The sequence below is a fragment of the Paraburkholderia acidiphila genome, assembly GCF_009789655.1.
GTDB classification, from domain to species: Bacteria; Pseudomonadota; Gammaproteobacteria; order Burkholderiales; family Burkholderiaceae; genus Paraburkholderia; species Paraburkholderia acidiphila.
On sequence record NZ_CP046912.1, the window covers coordinates 658,606 to 680,893 of the forward strand.

The window sequence follows — 22,288 nt, forward strand, 5'->3', positions numbered from 1 at the left end:
TCGATACAAGCTCGCTTATCAATTCGGAATCCATATCAATCCAGTTTTACTCTCTCAAAGAGCAACCATCATGGCATTCGTTTTTCAGCCCGAGGCGCCCGTCGCCCTTGCCGTCGCTGGCTCGACCGATCAGTTCGCCGTACGCCGCGTGTATTGCGTGGGCCGCAATTACGCCGCGCATGCACGCGAAATGGGCTTCGACCCGGACCGCGAGCCGCCCTTCTTCTTCTGCAAACCCGATAACGCCATCGTGCCCGTTGCCTATGGGCAAACGCTCGAACTGCCGTATCCCGCGCAAACGCAGAACTACCACTACGAGGCCGAACTCGTCGCGGTGATCGGCAAGGCGGGCTCGGACATCGCCCTGGAAGACGCACTCTCGCACGTGTGGGGCTACGCCGTGGGCCTCGACATGACGCGTCGCGACCTGCAGATGAAGATGCGCGAAATGGGCCGCCCCTGGGAGATCGGCAAGGCGTTCGATCTTTCCGCGCCGGTCGGGCCCGTGCATCCGGCAAGCGTCGCCGGCCACTTCGACAACGCGGGCCTGTGGCTCACCGTGAACGGCGAAACGAAGCAAAAGAGCGATGTGTCCCACCTCATCTGGTCGGTGGCCGAAACGGTTTCGTATCTCTCGAAGTTCTTCCGCCTCGAACCGGGCGATGTGATCTTCACCGGCACGCCCGAAGGCGTGGGCCCGGTCAAAGCCGGCGACACCATGAAAGTGGGCGTCGAGCGCCTGGGCGAGCTGACCGTCAAGGTGGTTTGAGGCGCATCCGTTCTACAGGAAGGTCCATCGTGCAGCTCTACAGCTTCTTCAATAGCTCGACTTCGTACCGCGTGCGCATCGCCTTGCGGCTCAAGGGCGTCGAACATGAATACCTCGGCGTCAACATCCGCACCGGCGAGCATCGCGCGCCGGACTATGTCAAGCACATCAACACATCGGCGGCGGTACCGGCGATCGCCGAAGGCGACTTTCATCTGGGCCAGTCGCTCGCCATCATCGACTGGCTCGACGCGCGCTATCCCGAGCCGCGCCTCATTCCGGCCGAGCCGCAAGCGCGTGCGCGTGTGCTCGAACTCGCGTACCTGATTGGCTGCGATATCCACCCCGTCAACAACCTGCGCGTGCTCAAGTATCTGCAGGACGTGCTGGATGTCACGCCAGAGCAGAAGAGCGCGTGGTATCGCCACTGGATCGCCGAAGGCATGGCGGGCGTCGAGCGTCTGCTCGCGCAAGCCGCGAGGTCGCACGATGGACCGTGGTGCTTCGGCGCTGCGCCGACACTGGCCGATTGCTGCCTCGTGCCGCAAATCGCCAACGCGCTGCGCATGGGCTGCGACCTTTCGGCCTACGAACGCAGCATGGCTGTTTATCGGCACGCCAGCGAGCATCCCGCATTCGCAGCGGCCGAGCCGCAGCGTCAGCCCGACTACACCGCCTAGCAACACGCCTCGAACAAGTCATTCAGGAGACAAGACATGCATTCCTCTAACACCAGGCGCAGCGCGATCGTGGTGGGCGGCGGCATCGGCGGACTGGCAGCGGCGCTCGCGCTCGCGCGCGCCGACGTCCGTGTGCTGCTGCTCGAGCAGGCCCCGCAGATCGGCGAGATCGGCGCCGGCATCCAGCTCGGGCCGAATGCGTTCACCGCGCTCGACGCGCTCGGCGCGGGCGAAGCGGCGCGCAATCGCGCGGTGTTCACCGACTCGCTCACACTCATGGACGCGACCAACGCCAAGCCCGTTGTACGCATCGAAACGGGCGAGCGTTTTCGCGAGCGCTTTGGCAATCCGTATGGCGTGATTCATCGCGCGGACATTCATCTGTCGATTCTCGAAGCGGTGAAGGACAACCCGCTCATCCAGTTCCGCACCGACACGCAGATCAAGTCGCTCGAACAGAACGATCAAGGCGTCACCGTGATCGACCAGCATGGCGAGCGCTACAGCGCCGACGCCGTGATCGGCTGCGACGGCGTGAAGTCCGCGGTGCGCGCGGCGCTGATCGGCGACGAACCGCGCGTGACGGGTCACGTGGTCTACCGCGCCGTGGTCGACGTGGACAACATGCCGGAGGATCTGCGGATCAACGCGCCGGTGGTTTGGGCGGGCCCGCACTGCCACCTCGTGCACTACCCGCTGCGCGGCGGCCGCCAGTACAACCTCGTCGTAACCTTCCATAGCCGTGGGCAGGAAGTCTGGGGTGTGCGCGACGGCAGCAAGGAAGAGGTCCTTTCGTACTTCGAAGGAGTTCACGCCCTGCCGCGCCAGATGCTCGACCGGCCCACATCGTGGAAGCGCTGGGCCACGGCCGACCGCGACCCGGTCGAACAATGGAGCTTCGGGCGCGCGACGATACTCGGCGACGCCGCGCACCCGATGACGCAATACATGGCGCAAGGCGCCTGCCAGGCGCTCGAGGACGCGGTCACGCTAGGCGTTGCCGTCAAGGCAGCCGATGGCGATTTCGTCGAGGCATTCAAGCGCTATGAAGCCGCGCGCATTCCGCGCACGGCGCGCGTGCTTTACTCCGCGCGCGAAATGGGCCGCATCTACCACGCGAAGGGCGTGGACCGTCTGGTGCGCAATGCGCTGTGGGTGGGCCGCACCCAGGATCAGTTCTACGACTCGCTGCAGTGGCTCTACGGCTGGAGCGCCGCGAACTGCCTCGAAACCGGCGCGGTGTGAAACTAGCGCGCGAAGTACATGTCGTGAAGCTCATCCACGTTCACGTCCTTCGCGCGCGCAGCGAACGTGACCTTGCCGCCCTGCATGAGATACACCTGATCGGCCAGGCGCAACGCCATGTTGGTGTTCTGCTCCACCAGTACGATGGTGCGCCCCGCAGCCTTGAGCCGGTCGAGAATCGCGAACACCTCCTGCACCATGACGGGCGCGAGCCCAAGCGAAGGTTCGTCGATCAACATGAGTTGCGGCGCGGACATGAGCCCGCGCCCGAGCGCCAGCATCTGCGCCTGACCACCCGAGAGCGTGCCCGCGGGCAGCGCCCGGCGCTCCTTGAGCAGCGGGAACAGCGCGTAGACCTCTTCGAGCTGCGATTTCGCCGCCGCGCGCCGCGTTTTCGCGAACGCGCCCAGCATCAGGTTCTCCTCGATCGACATGTCGCGAAAGATCATGCGCCCTTCGGGCACCATTGCAATGCCGCGCTGCGCCATGTCCCAGGTGGGCACGCCCGCAAGCGGCGCGCCATCAAACGTGATCTGGCCGCGCTCGAGCGGCACGAGCCCCATGATCGCGCGCAGCAGCGTGGTCTTGCCTGCGCCGTTCGGGCCCACGATGGTCGTGACTTCTCCGCTCGCGATACTGAGCGAAACGTCCCACAACACGTTGATCGCGCCATAGCCGGCGCGGGCGCTGCTGACTTCAAGCATGGGCGGCCTCCCCCGTATAGCTGCGCACGACTTCGGGATCGCGGAACACTTCGGCGGGCGGCCCATCGGCGATCAGCTTGCCGAAGTTGAGCACGCACACGCGGCGGCACAGGTTCATCACGGTTTCGATATCGTGCTCGATGATCAGGATGCCTACGTTGTATCGCTCGTGCACCGCGAGCAGCGTTTGCATGAAGCGACGCTTGGTGGCCGTCTCCAGCCCGCCCAGGACCTCGTCGAGCAGCAGCAGCTTTGGCCCCGTGGCAAGCGCCTTCGCCACTTCCAGCGCCTTGAGCTCGGTGAGCGCGAGTTCCGTCGCCGCGTCGCGCTGCGCCTTGCCTTCGAGACCCAGGAACGCGAGGATTTCGTCGATGCGCGCCTCGTCCACGCGCCCCGTGCCGAAGCGTTGCGCGACGATCAGGTTCTCACGCACCGTGAGTTCGTGCATCGGCTGCGGCACCTGGAACGTCCGCCCGATCCCAAGGCGCGCGCGCCGATAAAGCGGCGATTTCAGAAGATCGACGTCACCGAAACGGATCGAACCGCTCGTGGGCCGCACGAGCCCTGAAATCGCATTGAAAAGCGTGGTCTTGCCCGCGCCGTTCGGACCGACCAGGCCCACCACGTCGCGCGTGCCGAGCGACAGCGAAACGCCGTTGACTGCCGTGATGCCGCCAAAACGGATCGATACATCCTGCAAGCGCAGTTCCGCCGCCTGATCAGCTTGCTGCATAAACACCTCGCCGGGTACGTTTGAAACGCAGCGCGGTCAGACCCGCGGGGCTCACGATGATCATCGTGACGAGCAGGATGCCCAGCACGATCTGGTGCCCTGTCGGCAGCAGGCTTTTGAGCACGAGCTGATCCACCAGATACACCGTGACCGCGCCCACCAGCGGCCCGAGTATGGTGCGATAGCCGCCGCAGATCGCCGCGATGATCGGCACGACGGCCCAGCTCGCGTTAAACGCGTAATCGGGTTCGAGAAAGTTGATGTAGTGCGCGTTGAATGCGCCGACTAGCCCTGTCATCAGCGCCGAGAGCATCAGCATGGCGAGCTTGAGCATCACACTGTTCACACCCACCACGCGCGTAGCATCCTCCGACTCGTGCATGGCACGCAGCGCGAGTCCCACATGGCTGCCGCGCAGCCGCGCATAGATCGCGGCGAAGACGAGCACGAGCGTGAGCACGACGAGATAGCCGCCGCTCTTGCTGCCGAAGTCGAAACCCGCCACCTTCGGCAGCCCCGGAATGCTGGACAGACCGCTCGCGCCGCCGGTGAGATCGGACCATTCGGTCGCGATGATGCGGAAGATCTGCGCATAGGCGAGGATGGCGAGCGCGAAGTACGGGCCCTTCAGGCGCAGCGCGGGCGCCATGGCGAGCGAAGCGATTGCGGCTCCCACGCCACCCGCGAGCATCGCGGGAAACACGGGCCAGCCGGCCTTCAACGTGAGGAGTGCGGAGATATACGACCCCACGCCAAAAAAGGCCGCGTGCCCGAAGCTCACCATGCCGCCGAGGTTGCCGAGCAGTGCCCACGCCAGCGCCACGCCAGCGATCGTGAGCGACGCCACCGCGAGACTCATGAGATACAGGTTCTGCCCGAACACGAGCGGCACGCCCGCATAAAGCACGAGCAGCACTACGGCGAGCGCAATCACGCGCGGGCCGGACCCGGCCGTTGTGGCTTTCAATGTCGACATCGTTCTCATCCCCTTCGTTTAGCCACGCCGAACAAGCCGTTCGGCAGCACGTAGAGCACGAGCAGGAATAGCAGCATGCCTGCGAGTTCCTGCAGCGCCGAACTGGCGAGCGTGACGGTAAGCGCCTCGGTAATGCCGAGCAGCATTGCGCCCGCCAGCACGCCCGGAATCGAGCCCACGCCCGCGAGCACGGTGATGATGAACGCCTTCACGGTCAGCGCCTCGCCAATCGAAGGCTGGATCGCGCTCGACGCGTAGATCGACACGCCCGCGCACGAAGCGAGCAGCCCCGCGACGACGAACGAAATCAGCTCGGTCTTGCGCGGGTCGATGCCCATCAGGCGCGCAGCGTCGCGGTTGCTGGAGATCGCGCGCACGGCGCGGCCATACCACGAACGCGAGAGCCACCACCAGAGCGCGAGCATCAGCACGACGCTGATGCCGAACGAGAGCACTTCGCTGCGCATGGAAAGCAGGTTGCCGAGCATCACGCTGTCCTGCAGCCAGGCGCTGCCGGTCGAGCGCACGTCGGCGCCCCAGCCCAGCAGCACGGCGTTGGTCAGCACGATGCCGATGCCGTAGGTGAGAATCAGCGAGTTCAGCTCGCGGTCGCGCTTGATGCGGCTCACGAGATACCACGCGGCCGCCGCAGCCGCGCAGACCACGGGAATCGCCACCGGAATCGCGAACACGGGGTTGAGGCCGAGCTTGGTCTCGAACGTGTAGGCGATATAGGCGGCGAGCAGCACCAGTTCGCCGTGAGCGAGATTGATGATGCGCATCGAGCCGAACACCAGCGCGAGCCCCAATGCGACGAGCGCGTAAGCACCACCCACGAGCACGCCCGAATACAGCGATTGCAGCAACAGGTCCGTCATCGCGGCTCCTCCTTCGTTGCGCGCGCAATTACCACGGTAGCGCGGGGTAGTTCAGCTTGCCCGTGGCGCGCTCTTTCGGCCACACGAGCACGATGCGATTGCCCTGGATCTGCGCCATGTTGTTCAGGAACGCGGGGTTGTCGCCGTTCGGCGCGAAGCTCACCTTGCCGATCAGCGTGTCGTGCGGCTTCGCGCGCAGTTCGGCCGCAATGCCGTCCTGCTTGAGCGTGCCCGCGTCGGCCGCGCGCGACATGGCGTCGAACAGCAGACGCGACTGCACGTAGGCGAATTCGGCCAGGTAGTCGGGCTCCTTGTGATACGCGGCCTGATAGGCTTCTACGAACGCCTTGCCGTCTGCCGTGCCGAAGTCCGCGGGGTATGGCAGCATCGCGCAGCCGATCACGTTGTTCACGAGGTCGGGGTAGTCGGCGGTCATCTTCGGCGTGACGATGGACCACGCGCCCATCACGGCTTTCAGTTGCGGGCGCAACACCTTGGCGGCGCGCAGAATGCCGATATAGTCGTTTTCATACGCGATCATCAGCAGAACTTCAGGTTTGTCCTGCAAGCGCACCTTGTTCACGAGCGGCTTGAAGTCCGTCATCGCCGGGTCGAACGCATGCACGGTCACCGTCACGCCCTGCGCGCGCAGTTGCGTGGAGACTTCGTTGGAAAGGTCGGTGGTGGCCTGCTTCGTCGAGGCGAGAATCGAAACCGACTTCACGCCCATGGCGTTCAATTGCCCCACCACGGCCTTCGAGTAGCCCGATGCGGGCCCGATGCGGAAAAAATGCTTGAGGCCGCGCGAGGTCATCGCACTGTCCACGGCGCCCGAGGTGATATAGACGATGCCGGCCTTGTCGGCCGCCTCCGAAGCCGGGCTCACCGAATTGGAGCCGTAGCCGCCCGTAATGGCGAGCACGCCTTGCGAAGCAAGCTTTTCCACCGCGGAAACGGCCTTGGCGGGCTGCGCCTCGTCGTCGACCACGGTGAGCGCGACCTTGTGCTTGCCGCTGCCTTTGTTGAAGAGATCGGCGGCGAGGCGTATGCCTTCGAGCTGCGCGTTGCCTGCGCGCGCCATCGAGCCGGTGAGCGGCAACTCCACGCCCACTGGCAGCGTGTCGGCAAATGCGGCGGGCGTGTGTGCGAGCAGCGCGCAGGCGCTCGCCGCCCCCGCGCCGATGCGAAATAGCGCGCGCACGAGGGCGCGCGGCTTGCTGCGAGTAGCGAAGCGGACCATCGATCCTCCAAACCTTAGTCTCGGTGATAGGTAGCGGCGCCGTTCAAACGCAGCGCTCGCCCTGTTTCGTTGTTCTATGTCTTGCTTACCACGGCACGCCCGGATACACGGGCTTCGACGTGGCGTAGTTCGCGGGCCAGACGAGCGCGAGCTTGCCGTCGCGCGCGAACTGGCCCATGTGCGCCACGTAGTTCGCGTTGTCGCCGCGTGCGTCGAACGCCACCTTGCCGAGGAACGTGTCGTCGCGCTGGGTGGCGCGCAGCGTGTCGGCCAGACCGCCCTTGTCGAGCGTGCCGGCTTTCTGCGCGGAGGCGATCGCGTCGAACAGCAGTTGCGCGTAGACGAACGACGTCTGCGACTGATAGTTCGAGGTGGTCTTGAAGAGCCGCTGGTAGGTATCGGAAAAGTCGCGCTGGTCCGCCGAGCGATAGTCGGCCGGCGAGGACAGCACGGTTGCCCCATACACGTTCGGCACGAGGTCGGGGAACGACTGCGCCATCTTCGGGCTCGCGAACGCCCACGGCGCCGCAATCGCCTTCAGGTCGGGCTTGAGCACGCGCGAGGCGCGCAGAATGCCCACGTAGTCGTTCTCGTAGCCGAGCATCGCCATGGCGTCGGGCTTGTCCTGCAGCTTGACCTTGTTGATGAGCGGCTTGAAGTCGCTGATCGAAGGATCGTAGGCATGCAGGAAGGTCTTCACTCCCTGCGCCTTGAGGGCCGTGTCGAGCTGTTTGGCGAGGTCGCTCGTCGCGTCCTTCGTCGAGTAGACGATCGCCACCGACTTCACGCCCAGCGTGTTGAAGAGGCCCACCATGCCCTTCGTGTAACCGGGCGTGTTGCTTACGCGAAAGAAGTTCTTCAGGCCGCGCGTGACCATGTCGTCGCTGGTGCCGCCCGAGGTCACGTAGACGAGACCGGCCTTGCTCGCGGCCTCCGAAGCCGGGCCGGCGCAGTTCGAATTGGCCGCGCCCGCGATTGCGACCACGTGCTGCGAGGCGAGCTGTTCGACGGCGGCAACGGCCTTGGCCGGGTTCGATTCGTCGTCCACGGCGACGAGGGTGATCTTGTCCTGCGGATGGCGACGGTTGTAGATGTCGGCCGCCACCTGGATGCCGCGGTACATTTCGGTGCCCGCCTGCGCGAGCGCGCCGGTCAGCGGCAGTTCCACGCCCACGCGCCATTCCGTTGCGTGCGCAAGCGTCGGCGCGAGTGCGATGGCCAGCGCCGCTGCCAGGGCGCTGCGCAAGCGCCTCGGTGCGGGGCGCTCGCTTGCGGGTTTGCCGATGCTCGCGTGCTGCGCGCGCGGCTCGAGTCGCGTCATGTCTCCTCCTATGCCTTCCGGGGCTTTTGTGTACTTTGGCGTGCTGCTGCGCGGCGCTCGCCTGATTCGCCTGGGCGCGCCACTGGACAGGTGCCAGTGTGGTTCAGGCACGCGAAGCCAACAATTCGTTTTCGGGAAAGCGGGCGTTCGGCTCACTGGAAGTCGGCATTTATCCCGATACCTGGGTACGTGCCGCCGAAGGAGCCATCGAGGAGGGGCGAAAAAAAACCGCTGCACTCAGGCAGCGGTCTTGGGTACGGGCCGGTGCACCGCGCAAGCGATGCGCCGTCAAACGGACGGTCTATGGGCGCTCAGGCCGGTGCGTTTTCGGTGCTCAGCTTCGAGACCATGCCGGTCTTGGCGTCGTAGGCATAGCCCTGTTGCTCCAGATGCGCGCTGACCGCTTCGACGACCACTTGCTGCTGGGCCTCCTTGCGCAGCAGGTCATGCTCCGGCGCGACCTGGCCCAGTTCGGCGGCGAGGCGGCGGCTCAGCGAGGCTTCGCCGGCGCTGCGGGCAAGGCCCACGATCGCCTTTTCGTTCGCCTGGGCCAGTTGCTGCTTCAAACCGTTCGCATACTCGGACCAGCGCTTGATGTTCTCGCGCGCATCGGTGATTGCGGCGGCGTGCGTTGCCGTCTCGCGGGCAAGCTGGGCCTTCAGCGCTTCGACTTCTTCCGGGTCGGCGGCGGCAGGCTGTGCCTCGGCTACGCCCTCGGCCGCTTCGCTCGACGCCGCGGCATTGGCGAATTCGCCCAGTTCGGCCAGTTCGGTCGCGCGCTGCTGTGCGGCTTCGGCGCGCTCCTGCGCCTCGGACAAGCTCGTCGTCAGGCGTTCGATTTCGGAAGCGTCGGCCGTGCGCTCTTCGTTCAGGCTGGCGAGCTGTTGCTGGGCGTTTTGCAGTTCGGTGGCGGCGGCGTCGCGTTCGGCCTGTGCACCGGCGGCCTCCTCGCGCTGGGCTGCGTGGGCTTCCTGCTCGGCCTGCAGCGCCGCGCGAATGGCTTCCAGCTCGCCTTCGAGCTTCGCAACGGCCTCGGCGTGCGCCGCTTCCAGCGCGGCACGCTCCGCTTCGTTATCTTCGGTCGAGGCGGCGGGCTCGGCCTGCTCGGCCGCCTCCGCGGCTGCGGCTGCGGCTTCCGCTTCGGCTGCGGCTTCCGCTGCGGCGGTCTGGCTCGCCTGCGCCTCGCGCTCGGCTGCCAGTTCGGCGACCGCGCCCTCCAGTTCCGCCTCGAGCGTCGAGACGCGCTCGGCCAGCTGCTCCGCGCGCTGTTCCGCTGCCTCGGCGCGCTGCATCGCGCTCGCGATGTCTTCCTCCAGACCCGACCCGGCATCGGTCTTCGTCTCGAAGGCACGCGTCATCTTGTCCAGCTGGACTTGCAGGGCGTCGAGTTCCTGGACGGTGGTTTGCAGCTCCTCGAGCGCGTTGTCGCGTTCGTTGCACGCGTCTTCGACGCGCTCGCGCATCGACTGCAGGCGGCGCGCCACGGCGCGCTCGGCCTCGTCCTGCGCGGAGGTCCACAGACGGTCGAGCGCGTCGCGCATCGTGTCCGTTACCGTTTCCGGCAAAGCCGGGCGTTCCACGACCTGCTGCACTCGCGGGGCGCGCTCTTCGCGCCACTTGCGCAGCGACGCAGCGACTGCGACCACCGAGCCGGTATGGACTTCGGACCAGATGGCCATGGGAGAAACCTTCTGGCCCTCGTCGGCCATCCGTTCCGCGATTTCCGCAACCAGTTCGTCCGTGATCGTAATGCTGCTTGACATATCTGCCTCGAGAAAGTGCGAGCCCACCCCGCGTTTCTAGAGATTGTCAGCCAACCACCCCCCGGTTAATCGATGGAAAAGCCGGGTTTAAGGGGGGGTGTTCATGGAATTGCGCTCTTTGCCACGCTTCGCGCCCAACTTCGCGCCGAATTTCGCGTCAAACCGACGCCACTACCCGGACCGGGGCCTGACGCGGCGGGGCTGCGGCTAAGCTCGCCGGTCTCGCGCAGGGATCCCGCCCGGAGCACACGGTTCCCGGGGCTTCGGTCAGGCTGCCAGCGCCTTGCGGATCGCCGCCGAAAGCTCCGCGGGGGCGAACTTGGAGACGTAACCATTCGCGCCCGCGTTGCGCGCGTGCGCCTCGTTGGCGCTGCCCGAAAGCGACGAGTGAATCAACACGGGAAGATGCTTCAAACGCTGATCCGCCTTGATCTTGCGCGTGAGCATGAAGCCGTCCATCTCGGGCATTTCGAGGTCGGTGATGACAAGCGAAACCTTGTCGCGAACCGGAATGCCCTCGTTTTGCGCGTCGGCGGCCATCTGCTGGAGGATCGTCCATGCGGCCTGTCCGTTGTGGGCGATCACGTGCGGCACTTCGAGCGCGGTGAGCGCCTGCCCGATCAGCGCGCGGGCAAAACCCGAGTCGTCGGCGGCAAGAATGCGGCCGCCCGCGAGGCGCACGGCTTCGCCCACGGCGTCGGCGCGCACTTCGGTATGCTGCTCAGGGAAGGCGTCGCGCATGATCTGCTCGACGTCGAGCAACTGTGCAAGGCGCGCGTTCTCGGTGCCCGGATTGATGCGCGCCACGCCCGTCACGTAGCCCGTCGTGCCGCTCGACTCGGCGCTCAGCACCTCGCTCCATTCCAGCCGGACGATGTCCTCCACCTCCTCCACAGCGAGCGCCTGCGTGCCGCGCGAAAACTCGGTCACGAGCAGAATGCCCGGCGGCTTCTCCGAGACAGAGCCGATCATCGAACCGATATCGATCACCGGAATGATCTGGCCACGAATATCCACCGCGCCGGCCAGGTGCTCGGGCGAGCCCGCAATGGGCGTGAGCTCGGGCATGGTCGCGATTTCGCGGATCTTGAAGACGTTGATGCCGTACAGGCCGCGCGCCGCGCCCTTGCGCGCCGAACCCAGGCGAAAGAGGAGCAGTTCGAGGCGGTTATTGCTCGTCAGGGTGGTGCGCTCATCCACGCCATGCTGTTGCACTGATTTCAATTGGTACTCCATAATGTTCTGTTGCGGCCGGCGCGGGGAACCGGTCATCCGGCTTACGGCTGTGCGGCTGCTTTGCGCGTGGCGCCTGAGCTTTCCCCTACTAACGGCACGGGCGCGTCCAGCTTGAACCGGATTACGCGTTTATCCAATGTTTATCTGGTTAACCAGCAGTTGAGTCCCGGCACTTACGCCGTGGAAAGAAACGTCAACGATTGTAAGTGACAGATCGCGAGGAAAAAGGCGGGCATTATTTCGTCATCCGAATTAATGATTCGATTAGACAAATGGCTGCCCGCTCATTGGGCAGCCATCGTGTGGTTAAGCGATCCGGGCTATGCCGCCGGCTTTGAAAATGCCAACGTGCTGGGCCCCGCATACCCCAGCAGCGCCGACACCTCCACCGCACCGCGCGCGATCAGCGCCTTGAAACGCTCCATGCCCGGCACGCCGCGGCTCACCGGCGTGCCCATTACGAGCGCCGCGATCACCGCGCCCGACTCGTCGCGTATCGGCGCGGCGAAGCCCACCACATCGGCGGAGCTTTGCTCGACGGTGACAGCCACGCCGGTCTCGGCCACCTCCTTGAGCAGCGCCTTCAGCTCGCGCTTTTGCGTGCGCGTGGCAGGCGTGTGGGCACGCAACTCGGCAGTGCGGAAATACTCGGTCTGCTGCGCCTCGCTCATCGCGGCCAGCAATACACGCCCCCCGGAGGAGGAAAACAGCTCGCGCCGCTCGCCCATGCCCGCGATGAAGCGGATCGCATTGCGGCTCTCCGCCGACATCACATAGACCATGGAAGGCCGGTCGCTCGCGAGCTGGCCGATCAGGATCGTTTCGCCCGCCTCGAGCGCGAGGCGCTCCATCACAGGGCGTGCGATTTCGGGAAAGCGCCGCTGCGCGACGATGGCCGCACCGAGCTTGAAGGCTTCCACGCCGAGCGCGTATTTGCCGCCGTTATGCGTCAAATAGTGCGCATGCGTGAGCGCGCGCAGCAGCGCGAGCAGGCTTGTCTTCGGCGTGGCGCTCAGGTCCGCGAGTTCGGTGAGCGTGGCGCCCTGCGGATGATCGGCGAGAATGCGCAGCACCTGCACGATGCGCGTAGTGGCCCGCGGCCCGGGCGACGCGGTCGATTCGGTGCCCGGTTCACGGTCTTCGGGGTGGTGCGCCATGGATCGATTGACGGTTGAACGGTGCGAAAAATTATACATGCCGCCCTGCCCCCAAAAGCGATGCGAACCGGCCGCATCGGTATGGCCGGTGCCTGCTCAAACGGCTTCCTCATGCTCGCCGCGCGTAGGCACTCGCGCGCCTGTGCCGATCGCGCCGCTCGCGCACAACGTGTCGATGCGCGCGGCGTCGAGCCCGAGCAGATCGCCGAGCAGCGCGTGCGTGTGTTCGCCGAGCAACGGCGGCGGCACCTCGTATTGCACGGGCGTGGCCGACAAGCGCAGCGGGCTCGCCACGCTCGGCGACGTGCCCGCCAGCGGATGCGCAATGCGGCGCACGGACTCACGCGCGCGTGCATGCTCGGAGCCGAACGCCTGCGCCACGTCGTTGATCGGCCCGCACGGCACGCCGCATGCTTCGAGCGCGCCGGTCCACGCGTCGCGCGTGCGCGTGCGGAACGCCTGTTCGAGCACCGGCAGCAGCAACACGCGATTCACGCTGCGCGCGCTGTTGGTGGCGAAGCGCGGGTCTGCCGCAAGTTCGTTCAGATCCATCGCGCCGCACAGCGAGCGGAACTGGCTGTCGTTGCCGCACGCGAGAATCAGATGACCGTCGCTCGCCGCGAAGGTCTGGTACGGCACGACGTTGGGATGCGCATTGCCAAGGCGCCGCGGCACCTCGCCCGAGCAGAGGTAGTTCATCGACTGGTTCGCGAGCATCGCCAGCTGGCAGTCGAGCAATGCAATGTCGATATGCTGGCCGAGGCCGCTGCGCTGCCGCTCGATCACGGCGGCAAGCACGCCCGTTGTCGCGTACATGCCGGCCATGAGATCCGTGACCGCCACGCCGACTTTTTGCGGACCGCCCCCAGGGGTCTCGTCAGGCTCGCCCGTCACGCTCATGAGCCCGCCCATGCCCTGAATGAGGAAGTCGTATCCGGCGCGGTGCGCGAGCGGCCCGCTCTGACCGAACCCCGTGACCGAGCAGTAGATGAGCGCGGGATTGAGCGCCGCGAGACTTTCATAGTCGAGCCCGTACTTCTTCAGGCCGCCCACCTTGAAGTTCTCCACCAGTACATCGCACTGGCGCGCAAGTTCGCGGATCAGCGCGGCGCCTTCGGGCGCGGCGATGTCCACCGCCATCGAAAGCTTGCCGCGGTTCGCGCACTGGTAGTACGCGCTCTCCACCGTGTCGCGGCCCGCTTCGTCACGCAGATAGGGCGGCCCCCACGCGCGCGTTTCGTCGCCCGGACCGGGCCGTTCGATCTTGATCACCTGCGCGCCGAGATCGGCGAGATTCTGCGTGCACCACGGCCCTGCCAGCACACGGGAAAGATCGAGCACCCGTATGCCTTCCAGAGGGCGGGCGCGCTGTGGCTGCGCTTGCGTTTTCGTTGACTGCGATGGCGATGCTGCTTTCGTCTGCTGCATGTGAAATGACCTCTGCCTGGATTGCGAAACTACACGTTCATGCGCGGCGCGGGCGCAATGTCAGTCGAGCGGCTTGCCCGCCGTTTCGGGCATGCGCCAGTAAGCGAAGAGACTCACGGCCGCACCTGCGCACACATAGGCGAGAAACCAGCCTTCGCGCTGCTGCGATTGCAGCCAGGTCATGAGATACGGCGTGGTGCCGCCGAGCAAGGCCACCACGAGGTTGTACGCAGCGCCAATGCCGATGCCGCGCACGGCGGTCGAGAACAGCTCGGCCATGATCGCGGGCGCAATGGCCGAATAGAGGCCATAAGTCAGCAAGCCGAAGCATTCGACGAGCAGCATCGACGTGATGCTCGGCCCGATCGAGCGCACCACCGGATACAGGAACACGAGATAGGCCGCCGCGAACACCATCAATTGCGGGCGCCGCCCGAAACGATCCGACAACGCGCCGAAAAACGGCTGCGCGAGCATGAAGATGGCAATGCTCAGCGTGCTCGCGAGAAACGCGTCGGCCGGCGTCGCGCCCGCGTGACGGATCGCGTAAATCGGCATGAAGCTGATAAAGAGGTAGAAGCTGAACGCACCCAGCACGCTAATGCCCACGAGGCGCAGGACGGCGGTGCGATGCTGCGTCCATGTCCACCACAGCGAGCGGCGCTCGATGCGGCCCGAACGGCGCAATTGTTCGAACGCATGCGTTTCGCCCACGTTGCGGCGCATCCAGAAGCCCGCGAGCGAGCCGCAGCCGCCAATGAAGAACGGAATGCGCCAGCCCCACGCCACGAGCGCTTCCTTCGGCATCACGTTCGTCATGACGCTGGCAAGCCCGGATGCGAGCAGCAGCCCCGCCGCGATGCTGAAGAACAGGAAGCTGCCATACAACCCGCGGTGTTTCGCGGGCGCGGATTCCGCGAGGAACGTGGTGGCCGCGCCGTACTCGCCGCCGACCGAGAGGCCCTGCACCATGCGCAGCACCGTCATGAGCACCGGCGCGAGCACGCCGATCGTCGCGTAGGTGGGCAACACGGAGATCAGCAGCGAAGAGCCCGCCATCATCATGATCGTGAGCGTGAGCGCAGCGCGCCGCCCAAACCGGTCCGAAAAGCCGCCGATCACCCAGCCGCCCAGCGGCCGCATGAAGAAGCCGACGGCGAACACGGCGAAGGTCGCGAGCAGCGAGGCGGTGTCGTTCTCGGCGGGGAAGAACTGCTTGCTGAAGTAGATCGCGAAGGTCGTGTACACCGACCAGTCGAACCACTCCACCACGTTGCCGACGCTGCCGGCAAATATGACGCTGGCCGTGCGTCGCGGCGCCGCTTCGGCGGCCGCGCCTGCCTGCGCAATTTCGGGGTTGGCGTTCATCCAGCTTGTCTCCTTGATTCCTGTTTTCAGGTTTATTCGAATCGTTCTGGCTGCCGGGCCGGCGAAACCGGTCTCGGGTTCCGAATGTAGCATCGGATTCCGAATACCGAACGACATCGATGCTCGGCGTATACCCTCGAAACACTGAATTTTTAGCCTATTTCTCTTTATAAACAATTGCTTATCACTTCGCCGCAGCGGCTCGATCCTGTTCCGATATTCGAACGCTGTTGCCGATATCGAAACACGATTCTAGAATCGGAACACGATACCGGCGCAACGCGCCATCCCACACTGGAGGAAGACAGGCATGACGACACACGAGGACGCCCAACTGCTCGGACGCGGTTTCTACTGGCAGGAGCTGCAAGCGGGTCAGCGCTTCCGCACGTTCCGGCGCACGGTCACGGAAACCGATCTGGTCAATTTCATCTCGGCTACTGGCATGCTGGAGGCGATCTTCATCGATGCGCATTTCGAGCACGGCGCCATGAGCGGCCGACCCGTGCCGGGCGCGCTCACGAGCGGCCTGATCGAAGGCTTGCTGTTCCAGACCATGGTGCAAGGCACCGGGCTCGCCATGCTCGAGTTCTCGATGAAGGCGCACGCGCCGGTCCTCGTCAACGACACGATTTACGGCGTGGTCGAAGTCGAGGAAGTGAAACCCACTTCGAAACACAATCGCGCCGTGGTCACGAGCCGCGTGGACGTGCGCAATCAGCGCGACGAACTCGTGCTCTCGTACACGGTCAAGCGCATGCTCGCCGGCCGCCCCGAATGAGCGCGCAAGCGCCCGCTGACTTCGCACTGCCAGGAACTGCGCTGTAAAGCGCAGCACGTTATGAACGACCCTTTCGCACTCCGAACGATTCCCCCCGAAGACGAAGCCTTGCGCGCACCGGTGCGCGCATTTCTCGAGCAAGCGCTCAAAGGTATCCCGCCCGCCGTGCGCGCGCGATCGTGGCTCGGTTTCGACGCCAACTTCAGCCGCCAGCTCGCAGCGCAGGGCTGGCTGGGGCTCACGCTGCCGCACGAATATGGCGGCGGCGGCCGCAGTCCGTTCGCGCGCTTCGTGCTCGTCGAAGAACTGCTCGCGGCCGGCGCGCCGGTTTCGGCGCACTGGATCGCCGACCGCCAGAGCGGCCCGCTGATCGCCCGCTACGGCACCGAGGAGCAGAAAGCGTTCTATTTGCCGCGCATCTGCAAGGCCGAGGCGTTTTTCTGCATCGGCATGAGCGAACCGAATGCGGGCTCCGACCTCGCGAGCGTACGCACGCGCGCCGAGCGCACGGCCACCGGCTGGCGCCTGTCGGGCCGCAAGGTCTGGACGACCAACGCGCCGCACTCGCACTTCATGATTGCGCTCGTGCGCACTTCGGGCGCGCCCGAGGACCGTCATCGCGGGCTTTCGCAACTGATCGTCGATTTGTCGCTGCCGGGCGTGCATGTCGCGCCGATCCGCGACCTCGCCGGCGACGCGCACTTCTCCGAAGTCACCTTCGACGATGTCGAATTGCCCGAGAGCGCGCTGATCGGCACCGAAGGCGCGGGCTGGGAACAGGTCACCGCCGAACTGGCGTTCGAGCGCAGCGGCCCGGAGCGCATTTATTCGAGCATCGTGCTGCTGGAAGAATGGGCGCACGCATTGCGCGAAGACGCTCGCGCAACACACACGCCGGTTGGCGAGAGCGAGCGCCGCACGCTCGGCGCATTCGTGACCGAGCTGGCCACGTTGCGCGCGATGTCCGTGGCCGTCACCGGTGCGCTTGCCGACGGTGCGAGCCCCGCCACGCAGGCTGCTCTCGTGAAAGATCTCGGCACCAGCTTCGAGCAGAGCGTGCCCACGCTGATCGGCGATGCGCTCGGCGCGCATCCGCAGCGGGCCGTGACCCGCGAGCTTGCCGATACGCTCGACTACGTGACGAAGATCGCGCCGTCGTACTCGCTGCGCGGCGGCACGCGCGAGATTCTGCGCGGCATGATCGCGCGCGGCCTCGGGCTGCGCTAAACGAACGACGAACAGGGAGAAGAACACCATGGATGACATGCTGACCGAATCGGCGCATCACGTGCTCGAGCGTCACTGCACGCCGCAATTCGTGCGCACCGTGGAGGCGGCGCGCGAGCGCAACGCAGGGCGCGCCCTGTGGGACCAGCTCGATGCGCTCGGCTTCCTCGACGCACTCGTGCCCGAGGAGAAAGGCGGTTCGGGTATGCGCCTCGCCGCGGCGGCGGGCGCGCTGTTCGAATTCGGCGCGCATGCGCTGCCGCTACCCGCCGCGCACACCATGATCGCGCGCGACCTGCTTGCACGCGCGGGCGTCGAAGCGCCGCGAGGTCCCATCGCGATTGCGCTTGGCAATGCCTTGCGGCAGGGCACGGCGTTCGTGCCCTACGGTCTCGTGGCCGACACGCTCATCGTCGAAACCGCCGATGGCGCGAGTCTCGTCCCGCTCGCCAGCGCCGAATTGCGCGCGCACGGCGACAGCCTCGACGCCACCGTGACCTACCCCGCGCAAGCGGCGTGCGCGCTGCCCGCAACCGTGCGTGGCGTGGGCGAACTGGGCGCGCTCGCCACAGCGGCAACGATGGCAGGCGGCATGCAGCGTGTATTCGACATGACGCTCGGCTATGTGAACGAGCGCCAGCAGTTCGGCCGCTCGCTCGGCAAGTTCCAGGCCGTGCAGCAGCAGCTGAGCGTCATGGCCGAGCACGTGGCCGCCACGCGCGTCGCGGCCCAGCTGGGCTGCGCGGGCCACCACACTTCGGAGCAGCGCATCGCGGCGGCCATTGCGAAAGCGCGCGCAAGCCGTGCCGCGCCGCTGGTGGCGAACGGTGCGCACGCGCTGGTGGGCGCGATGGGGATCACCGCCGAGTACGACCTGCAGCTCTATACGCGGCGGTTGCACGCGCAACGTCTTCAATATGGATCGGAGTCGTTCTGGGACGATGTGGTCGGCACGCACGCTATCGATCATTGGAGCAACGTGGCCGCGGGTGTCATCGGCATTTACGATGCGCTCGACGAAGCGGCCGCGCAGGGGACGTAAGCGCGCGCGACCGTGAACATCACGCCACGCCGACGCGCTCGACTACGACATCGAGTAGCACGTTCGCTCCGTCGATGAGCTGATCGTCGTCCGTATGCTCACGCGGGTTGTGGCTAATGCCGCCGCGGCTCGGCACGAAGATCATCGCGGCGGGCGCGATACGCGCAATCATCTGTGCGTCATGGCCCGCGCCCGACGTCATGCGCCGGTTCGAGAAGCCCCGGCGTTCGGCGGCGGCTTCGATGGCCTGCGCGAGCGCCGCGTCGAATACCACCGGCTCGAAACGCACGAGCCGCTCCGTTTCGATTTTCACGCCTTCCTTGCGCGCCACCTCGCCCATAAATTGCGCGAGGCGGCGCTCGGCGTCCCGCAAACGCTGCTCGTCAGGGTCACGCAGATCCACCGTGAAAACGGCTTTGCGAGGGATGACATTGATGACATTCGGCTCGATGCTCAACATGCCGATGGTGGCGAGCGTCGTGCCGCTCTCCACCGCGAGCGCGCGCAAAAACGTCGAAACCGCCGCAGCCACCCAGCCCGCGTCGTGGCGCAGATGCGTAGGCGTCGTTCCCGCGTGATTCGCGTTACCCTGCACCGTCACGCGCTGCCACGAAATGCCCTGCAGATTTTCGACCACGCCAATGCGCACGTTTTCCGCTTCGAGAATCGGTCCCTGCTCGATATGCAGTTCGAAATATTCGTGCGGCACAATCGCACCGGGTTCCATCTCGCCTGCGTAGCCGATACGAACCAGTTCGTCGCCAAGACGGGTTCCGTCGATGCCGCGCGCGTCAAGCGCCGCTTCCACGCCAAGGCCGCCGGCGTACACGAGCGAGCCCATCATATCCGGCTGGTAGCGCACGCCCTCTTCGTTCGTAAACGCACCCACGGCGATGGACCTACCCGGCTTCACGCCCGCTTCGCGAAACGCCCGCACTACCGCCAGCCCGGCAAGCACGCCGTAGCATCCGTCGAGCGCACCCGCATTGCGCACGGTGTCGATGTGGGAACCCATCATCAGCGGACGTTGTGCTTCGTCGTCAGCGCCCGATCGCAATGTCCCGAACACATTGCCGATCCGGTCGATGCGTACCTCGAGATCGAGTTCGCGCATCCACGCCACCACACGGTCGCGTCCGGCCTTCTCGTCGTCGGTGAGCGCGATGCGCGTGCGCCCGCCGGCTTGTGCGTCTGCGCCAATCTCACCCAGTTCACGCAGTTGCCGAAGCAGCACTTCGCCGTTCAGTTTCAGCGTATTCATGATTTGTTGATCCCAACCTGCAAGGCCAGGCGCGCGACTTCCGCGAAATAGCGTGCACCCGTCATCAGGATATCGTCGTTGAAATCGTAGCTGGCGTTATGCAGCGGGATACCGCCGCGCTCCGGCACGTCGCCGTTGCCGATGAAGATGAAATTGCCCGGCACGGCTTGCAGGAACGCGCCGAAATCCTCGGAAATCATCATCGGCTGCACGTTCGGGTCCACGGCGGCGTCGCCCGCCACGTTGCGCGCAGCGTTTACCGCCAGGTCGACGAACTGCTCCGAATTGACCGTTGGCGCAAACTCGTGCGTGTACTCGAAGCTGCACTCGGCGCCGTACGTCCGGCAGATGCCGACGCTGATCTCACGCATGCGCGTTTCGAGCAGCGCTTGCACAGCCTCCGAATAGCTGCGCGTATCGCCCTTGATGATCACGTTCGAAGGAATCACATTGCGAATGCCGTCGGTGATGAACTCCGTGCAGGAGATCACCGCTTGCAGGCTCGGGTCTAGATTGCGCGACACGATCGTTTGCAGCGCGAGGACGATTTGCGAAGCAATGACGATCGGGTCCGCGCCCATATGCGGGCGCGCCGCGTGCGTACCACGCCCCTTGATATGGATAACGAAGTTATCCTCGCTCGCCATGATGCCGACCGCGCGCGTGGCGAACGTGCCAGCGGGCATGCCCGGCATGTTGTGCGCGCCGAAGATCGCATCGACGGGAAAGCGTTCGAACAGCCCGTCGGCCATCATCGCCTTGGCGCCGCGACCATGCTCCTCGGCCGGCTGGAAGATGAAGCGCACCGTGCCGTTGAAATCGCGCCGCTCGGCGAGCAGCCGCGCCGCGCCGAGAACCATCGACATATGGCCGTCATGCCCACATGCGTGCATTTTCCCCGCGTTCAACGAGGCGTGCGCGCGGCCCGGCGCCTGCTCCGCGATATTGAGCGCGTCCATGTCGGCGCGCACGCCGATCGCGCGCTTGCCGTCGCCCGCCGTGAGGTTCGCCACGAGCCCCGTGCCGCCAATGCCGCGATGCACGTCGAGGCCCAGCGTCTCGAGGATCTTCGCCACGTAGTCGGCGGTATGGATCTCCTCGAAGCCGGTTTCGGGACGCTGGTGCAAATACTGTCGCCAGCTTTTGAGTTGGCCTTGCAGTGTGCTTTCCATCCGCATGTCCTCTTTGCCGTTATTGCGTGACCTGGCTTAGCCAGGCGTCGCGACGCGCCGCCACGGTTGGCGCTGAAGCGCCGACAAGTTCCGCGTAGACGCCTGGCGCCGTGGCGCCTTCGGTGCTGATCAGCAGCACGCGTGAACTGGCGTCGAGGCCTGCCGCGCGCGCGAGATCGGGATTGCGCATGAGTATCGCAAGGCCCGCGAGACCTGCCGCGCCCGATTCGCCCGATACGATCGGTACGTCGCCAGCCGCGCCGGTGGCGAGGCTACGCATGGCTTCTATGGCATCCGCGTCGTCGATCAACATGAAGTTGTCGACACACGGCTCGAGTATCGTCCACGCGAGCGGCGACGTCTCCCCGCACGCGAGACCTGCCATCACGGAATCGACCGATCCGGTGGCCTTCGCAGCGCCGCCCGCAACGGCGCTTTGATAGAGGCAGTCAGCCTGGCGCGGTTCGACCACGATGAAGCGCGGACGCGCAGCGCCATGGTGTTCCCACAGATAGCTCGCCACACCAGCCGCCAGGCCGCCCACGCCGCCCTGCAAAAATACATGCGTCCATGCACCGCCAGACTGCTCGATCACTTCCGCCGCGATGGTGCCGTAGCCTTGCATGACGTCGCGCGGGATCGCCTCGTATCCTTCGTAAGAGGTATCGGAAACGACGTGCCAGCCGTTTGTGTTCGCGAGTTGCGCAGCGTGCTCCACAGATTCGTCGTAGTTGCCCGCAATTCGAACGATGCGCGCGCCATACGCGGCAATCGCCGCTTCGCGCTCCGCGCTGACGTTCGCATGAAGGACGATCACGCAGTTGCAGCCAATCGAGCGCGCGGCGGCGGCAAGCGCTTTGCCGTGGTTGCCATCGGTCGCGCTGATGACCGTTAGGTTCGTGACCATCTCGCGGTAGCCGCCCTCGATCAGCTTGCGGGGATCGATTTCATGCATGGGCCACAGGCGCATGACGAGGCGCATCAGCGCAATGGGTGCACCCAGCGCCTTGAAGCTGCCAAGAGGAGAACGAAACGATTCGTCCTTGAGGCCGATGCGGGCCACGCCCAGCAGCGCCGCCGCGCCGCTCAGGTCCCAAAGCGGCGTAGGCTCCGGGTTGATCAGTTCCCAACCGGCGAGCCAGGCCCGGCTCTCGTCTCCCGATTTCACGTTCAGGATGTTCCCGAGCGTTTCCGGGTAGGCGTTGCGCGTGGCGCGCGGGTTGGCGATCAGCATGGGTTGGCTCCGGTGAACTTGCAATGTCGAAATGATATTGCGCAGCCCCCGTAAAAAAGTCTCATAATGCGGT

General features: G+C 65.5%; 20 protein-coding genes. 6 read left to right on the forward strand and 14 right to left on the reverse strand.

From position 1 onward, the window contains the following. Positions 1 to 70 precede the first annotated feature (70 nt). From FAZ97_RS33165 to FAZ97_RS33175, 3 genes are read left to right on the forward strand one after another with little or no spacing between them, the layout of a single operon-like run. Positions 71 to 769, forward strand: a complete 699-nt coding sequence (locus FAZ97_RS33165; protein ID WP_158762985.1) for a fumarylacetoacetate hydrolase family protein — start codon at positions 71 to 73, stop codon at positions 767 to 769. A gap of 29 nt (positions 770 to 798) precedes the next feature. Further along, entirely contained in the window at positions 799 to 1,449 is a 651-nt protein-coding gene (maiA, locus tag FAZ97_RS33170; RefSeq protein WP_158762986.1) for a maleylacetoacetate isomerase, read from the forward strand. A gap of 36 nt (positions 1,450 to 1,485) precedes the next feature. After that, positions 1,486 to 2,694, forward strand: coding sequence for a 3-hydroxybenzoate 6-monooxygenase (locus FAZ97_RS33175; protein ID WP_158762987.1), 1,209 nt, complete (start codon positions 1,486 to 1,488; stop codon positions 2,692 to 2,694). A 2-nt stretch (positions 2,695 to 2,696) separates the two neighbouring features. Here FAZ97_RS33175 and FAZ97_RS33180 read toward each other — a convergent pair whose 3' ends face one another. From FAZ97_RS33180 to FAZ97_RS33230, 11 genes are all read right to left on the reverse strand, one after another. After that, positions 2,697 to 3,398 carry an ABC transporter ATP-binding protein gene (locus tag FAZ97_RS33180; protein ID WP_158762988.1) on the reverse strand — a complete coding sequence of 234 codons (702 nt, stop codon included), beginning with the start codon at positions 3,396 to 3,398 and terminating at the stop codon, positions 2,697 to 2,699. After that, complete coding sequence (locus tag FAZ97_RS33185; protein ID WP_158762989.1) at positions 3,391 to 4,131, reverse strand: ABC transporter ATP-binding protein; 741 nt, start codon at positions 4,129 to 4,131, stop codon at positions 3,391 to 3,393. Before FAZ97_RS33185 ends, FAZ97_RS33180 begins: the two co-directional genes overlap by 8 nt. Next, entirely contained in the window at positions 4,118 to 5,107 is a 990-nt protein-coding gene (locus FAZ97_RS33190; protein WP_158762990.1) for a branched-chain amino acid ABC transporter permease, read from the reverse strand. Before FAZ97_RS33190 ends, FAZ97_RS33185 begins: the two co-directional genes overlap by 14 nt. Before the next feature lie 5 nt (positions 5,108 to 5,112). Beyond that, positions 5,113 to 5,985 carry a branched-chain amino acid ABC transporter permease gene (locus FAZ97_RS33195; protein WP_069266856.1) on the reverse strand — a complete coding sequence of 291 codons (873 nt, stop codon included), beginning with the start codon at positions 5,983 to 5,985 and terminating at the stop codon, positions 5,113 to 5,115. 28 nt (positions 5,986 to 6,013) lie between these two features. Beyond that, positions 6,014 to 7,225 carry an ABC transporter substrate-binding protein gene (locus FAZ97_RS33200; RefSeq protein ID WP_158762991.1) on the reverse strand — a complete coding sequence of 404 codons (1,212 nt, stop codon included), beginning with the start codon at positions 7,223 to 7,225 and terminating at the stop codon, positions 6,014 to 6,016. A gap of 85 nt (positions 7,226 to 7,310) precedes the next feature. Continuing rightward, positions 7,311 to 8,546 carry an ABC transporter substrate-binding protein gene (locus tag FAZ97_RS33205; protein ID WP_158762992.1) on the reverse strand — a complete coding sequence of 412 codons (1,236 nt, stop codon included), beginning with the start codon at positions 8,544 to 8,546 and terminating at the stop codon, positions 7,311 to 7,313. A 311-nt stretch (positions 8,547 to 8,857) separates the two neighbouring features. Next, the gene (locus FAZ97_RS33210; protein WP_158762993.1) at positions 8,858 to 10,309 is read right to left on the reverse strand and encodes a DNA-binding protein; all 1,452 of its coding nucleotides are present in this window, start codon (positions 10,307 to 10,309) and stop codon (positions 8,858 to 8,860) included. Positions 10,310 to 10,576: 267 nt separating this feature from the next. After that, positions 10,577 to 11,533 carry a chemotaxis protein CheV gene (locus FAZ97_RS33215; protein ID WP_233271944.1) on the reverse strand — a complete coding sequence of 319 codons (957 nt, stop codon included), beginning with the start codon at positions 11,531 to 11,533 and terminating at the stop codon, positions 10,577 to 10,579. A 332-nt stretch (positions 11,534 to 11,865) separates the two neighbouring features. Further along, complete coding sequence (locus tag FAZ97_RS33220) at positions 11,866 to 12,702, reverse strand: IclR family transcriptional regulator (RefSeq protein WP_199272212.1); 837 nt, start codon at positions 12,700 to 12,702, stop codon at positions 11,866 to 11,868. 96 nt (positions 12,703 to 12,798) lie between these two features. Continuing rightward, the gene (locus FAZ97_RS33225; RefSeq protein ID WP_158762996.1) at positions 12,799 to 14,130 is read right to left on the reverse strand and encodes a CaiB/BaiF CoA transferase family protein; all 1,332 of its coding nucleotides are present in this window, start codon (positions 14,128 to 14,130) and stop codon (positions 12,799 to 12,801) included. 60 nt (positions 14,131 to 14,190) lie between these two features. After that, positions 14,191 to 15,498, reverse strand: coding sequence for an MFS transporter (locus FAZ97_RS33230; RefSeq protein WP_158762997.1), 1,308 nt, complete (start codon positions 15,496 to 15,498; stop codon positions 14,191 to 14,193). A gap of 310 nt (positions 15,499 to 15,808) precedes the next feature. Between FAZ97_RS33230 and FAZ97_RS33235 the strand changes: the two genes are divergently transcribed. The 3 genes from FAZ97_RS33235 to FAZ97_RS33245 are packed head-to-tail and all read left to right on the forward strand — an operon-like array spanning position 15,809 to position 18,548. Beyond that, positions 15,809 to 16,279 (forward strand): MaoC family dehydratase, encoded by a 471-nt coding sequence (locus FAZ97_RS33235; protein ID WP_158762998.1) that lies wholly within the window; start codon positions 15,809 to 15,811, stop codon positions 16,277 to 16,279. A gap of 60 nt (positions 16,280 to 16,339) precedes the next feature. Beyond that, positions 16,340 to 17,506, forward strand: coding sequence for an acyl-CoA dehydrogenase family protein (locus FAZ97_RS33240; protein WP_158762999.1), 1,167 nt, complete (start codon positions 16,340 to 16,342; stop codon positions 17,504 to 17,506). A gap of 28 nt (positions 17,507 to 17,534) precedes the next feature. Then, a complete protein-coding gene (locus FAZ97_RS33245) occupies positions 17,535 to 18,548 on the forward strand; it encodes an acyl-CoA dehydrogenase family protein (RefSeq protein ID WP_158763000.1) in 1,014 nt (337 codons plus the stop codon). A gap of 19 nt (positions 18,549 to 18,567) precedes the next feature. Here FAZ97_RS33245 and FAZ97_RS33250 read toward each other — a convergent pair whose 3' ends face one another. Genes FAZ97_RS33250 through FAZ97_RS33260 form a run of 3 tightly spaced genes read right to left on the reverse strand, consistent with a single transcriptional unit; the run spans position 18,568 to position 22,215 of the window. Continuing rightward, complete coding sequence (locus FAZ97_RS33250; protein WP_158763001.1) at positions 18,568 to 19,809, reverse strand: Zn-dependent hydrolase; 1,242 nt, start codon at positions 19,807 to 19,809, stop codon at positions 18,568 to 18,570. After that, on the reverse strand, positions 19,806 to 20,981 hold the full coding sequence (locus FAZ97_RS33255; protein ID WP_158763002.1) for a M20 aminoacylase family protein: 1,176 nt from the start codon (positions 20,979 to 20,981) through the stop codon (positions 19,806 to 19,808). The genes FAZ97_RS33250 and FAZ97_RS33255 overlap by 4 nt, the downstream gene beginning before the upstream one ends. A 19-nt stretch (positions 20,982 to 21,000) precedes the next feature. Further along, a complete protein-coding gene (locus FAZ97_RS33260; RefSeq protein WP_158763003.1) occupies positions 21,001 to 22,215 on the reverse strand; it encodes a diaminopropionate ammonia-lyase in 1,215 nt (404 codons plus the stop codon). Between the last annotated feature and the right edge of the window lie 73 nt (positions 22,216 to 22,288).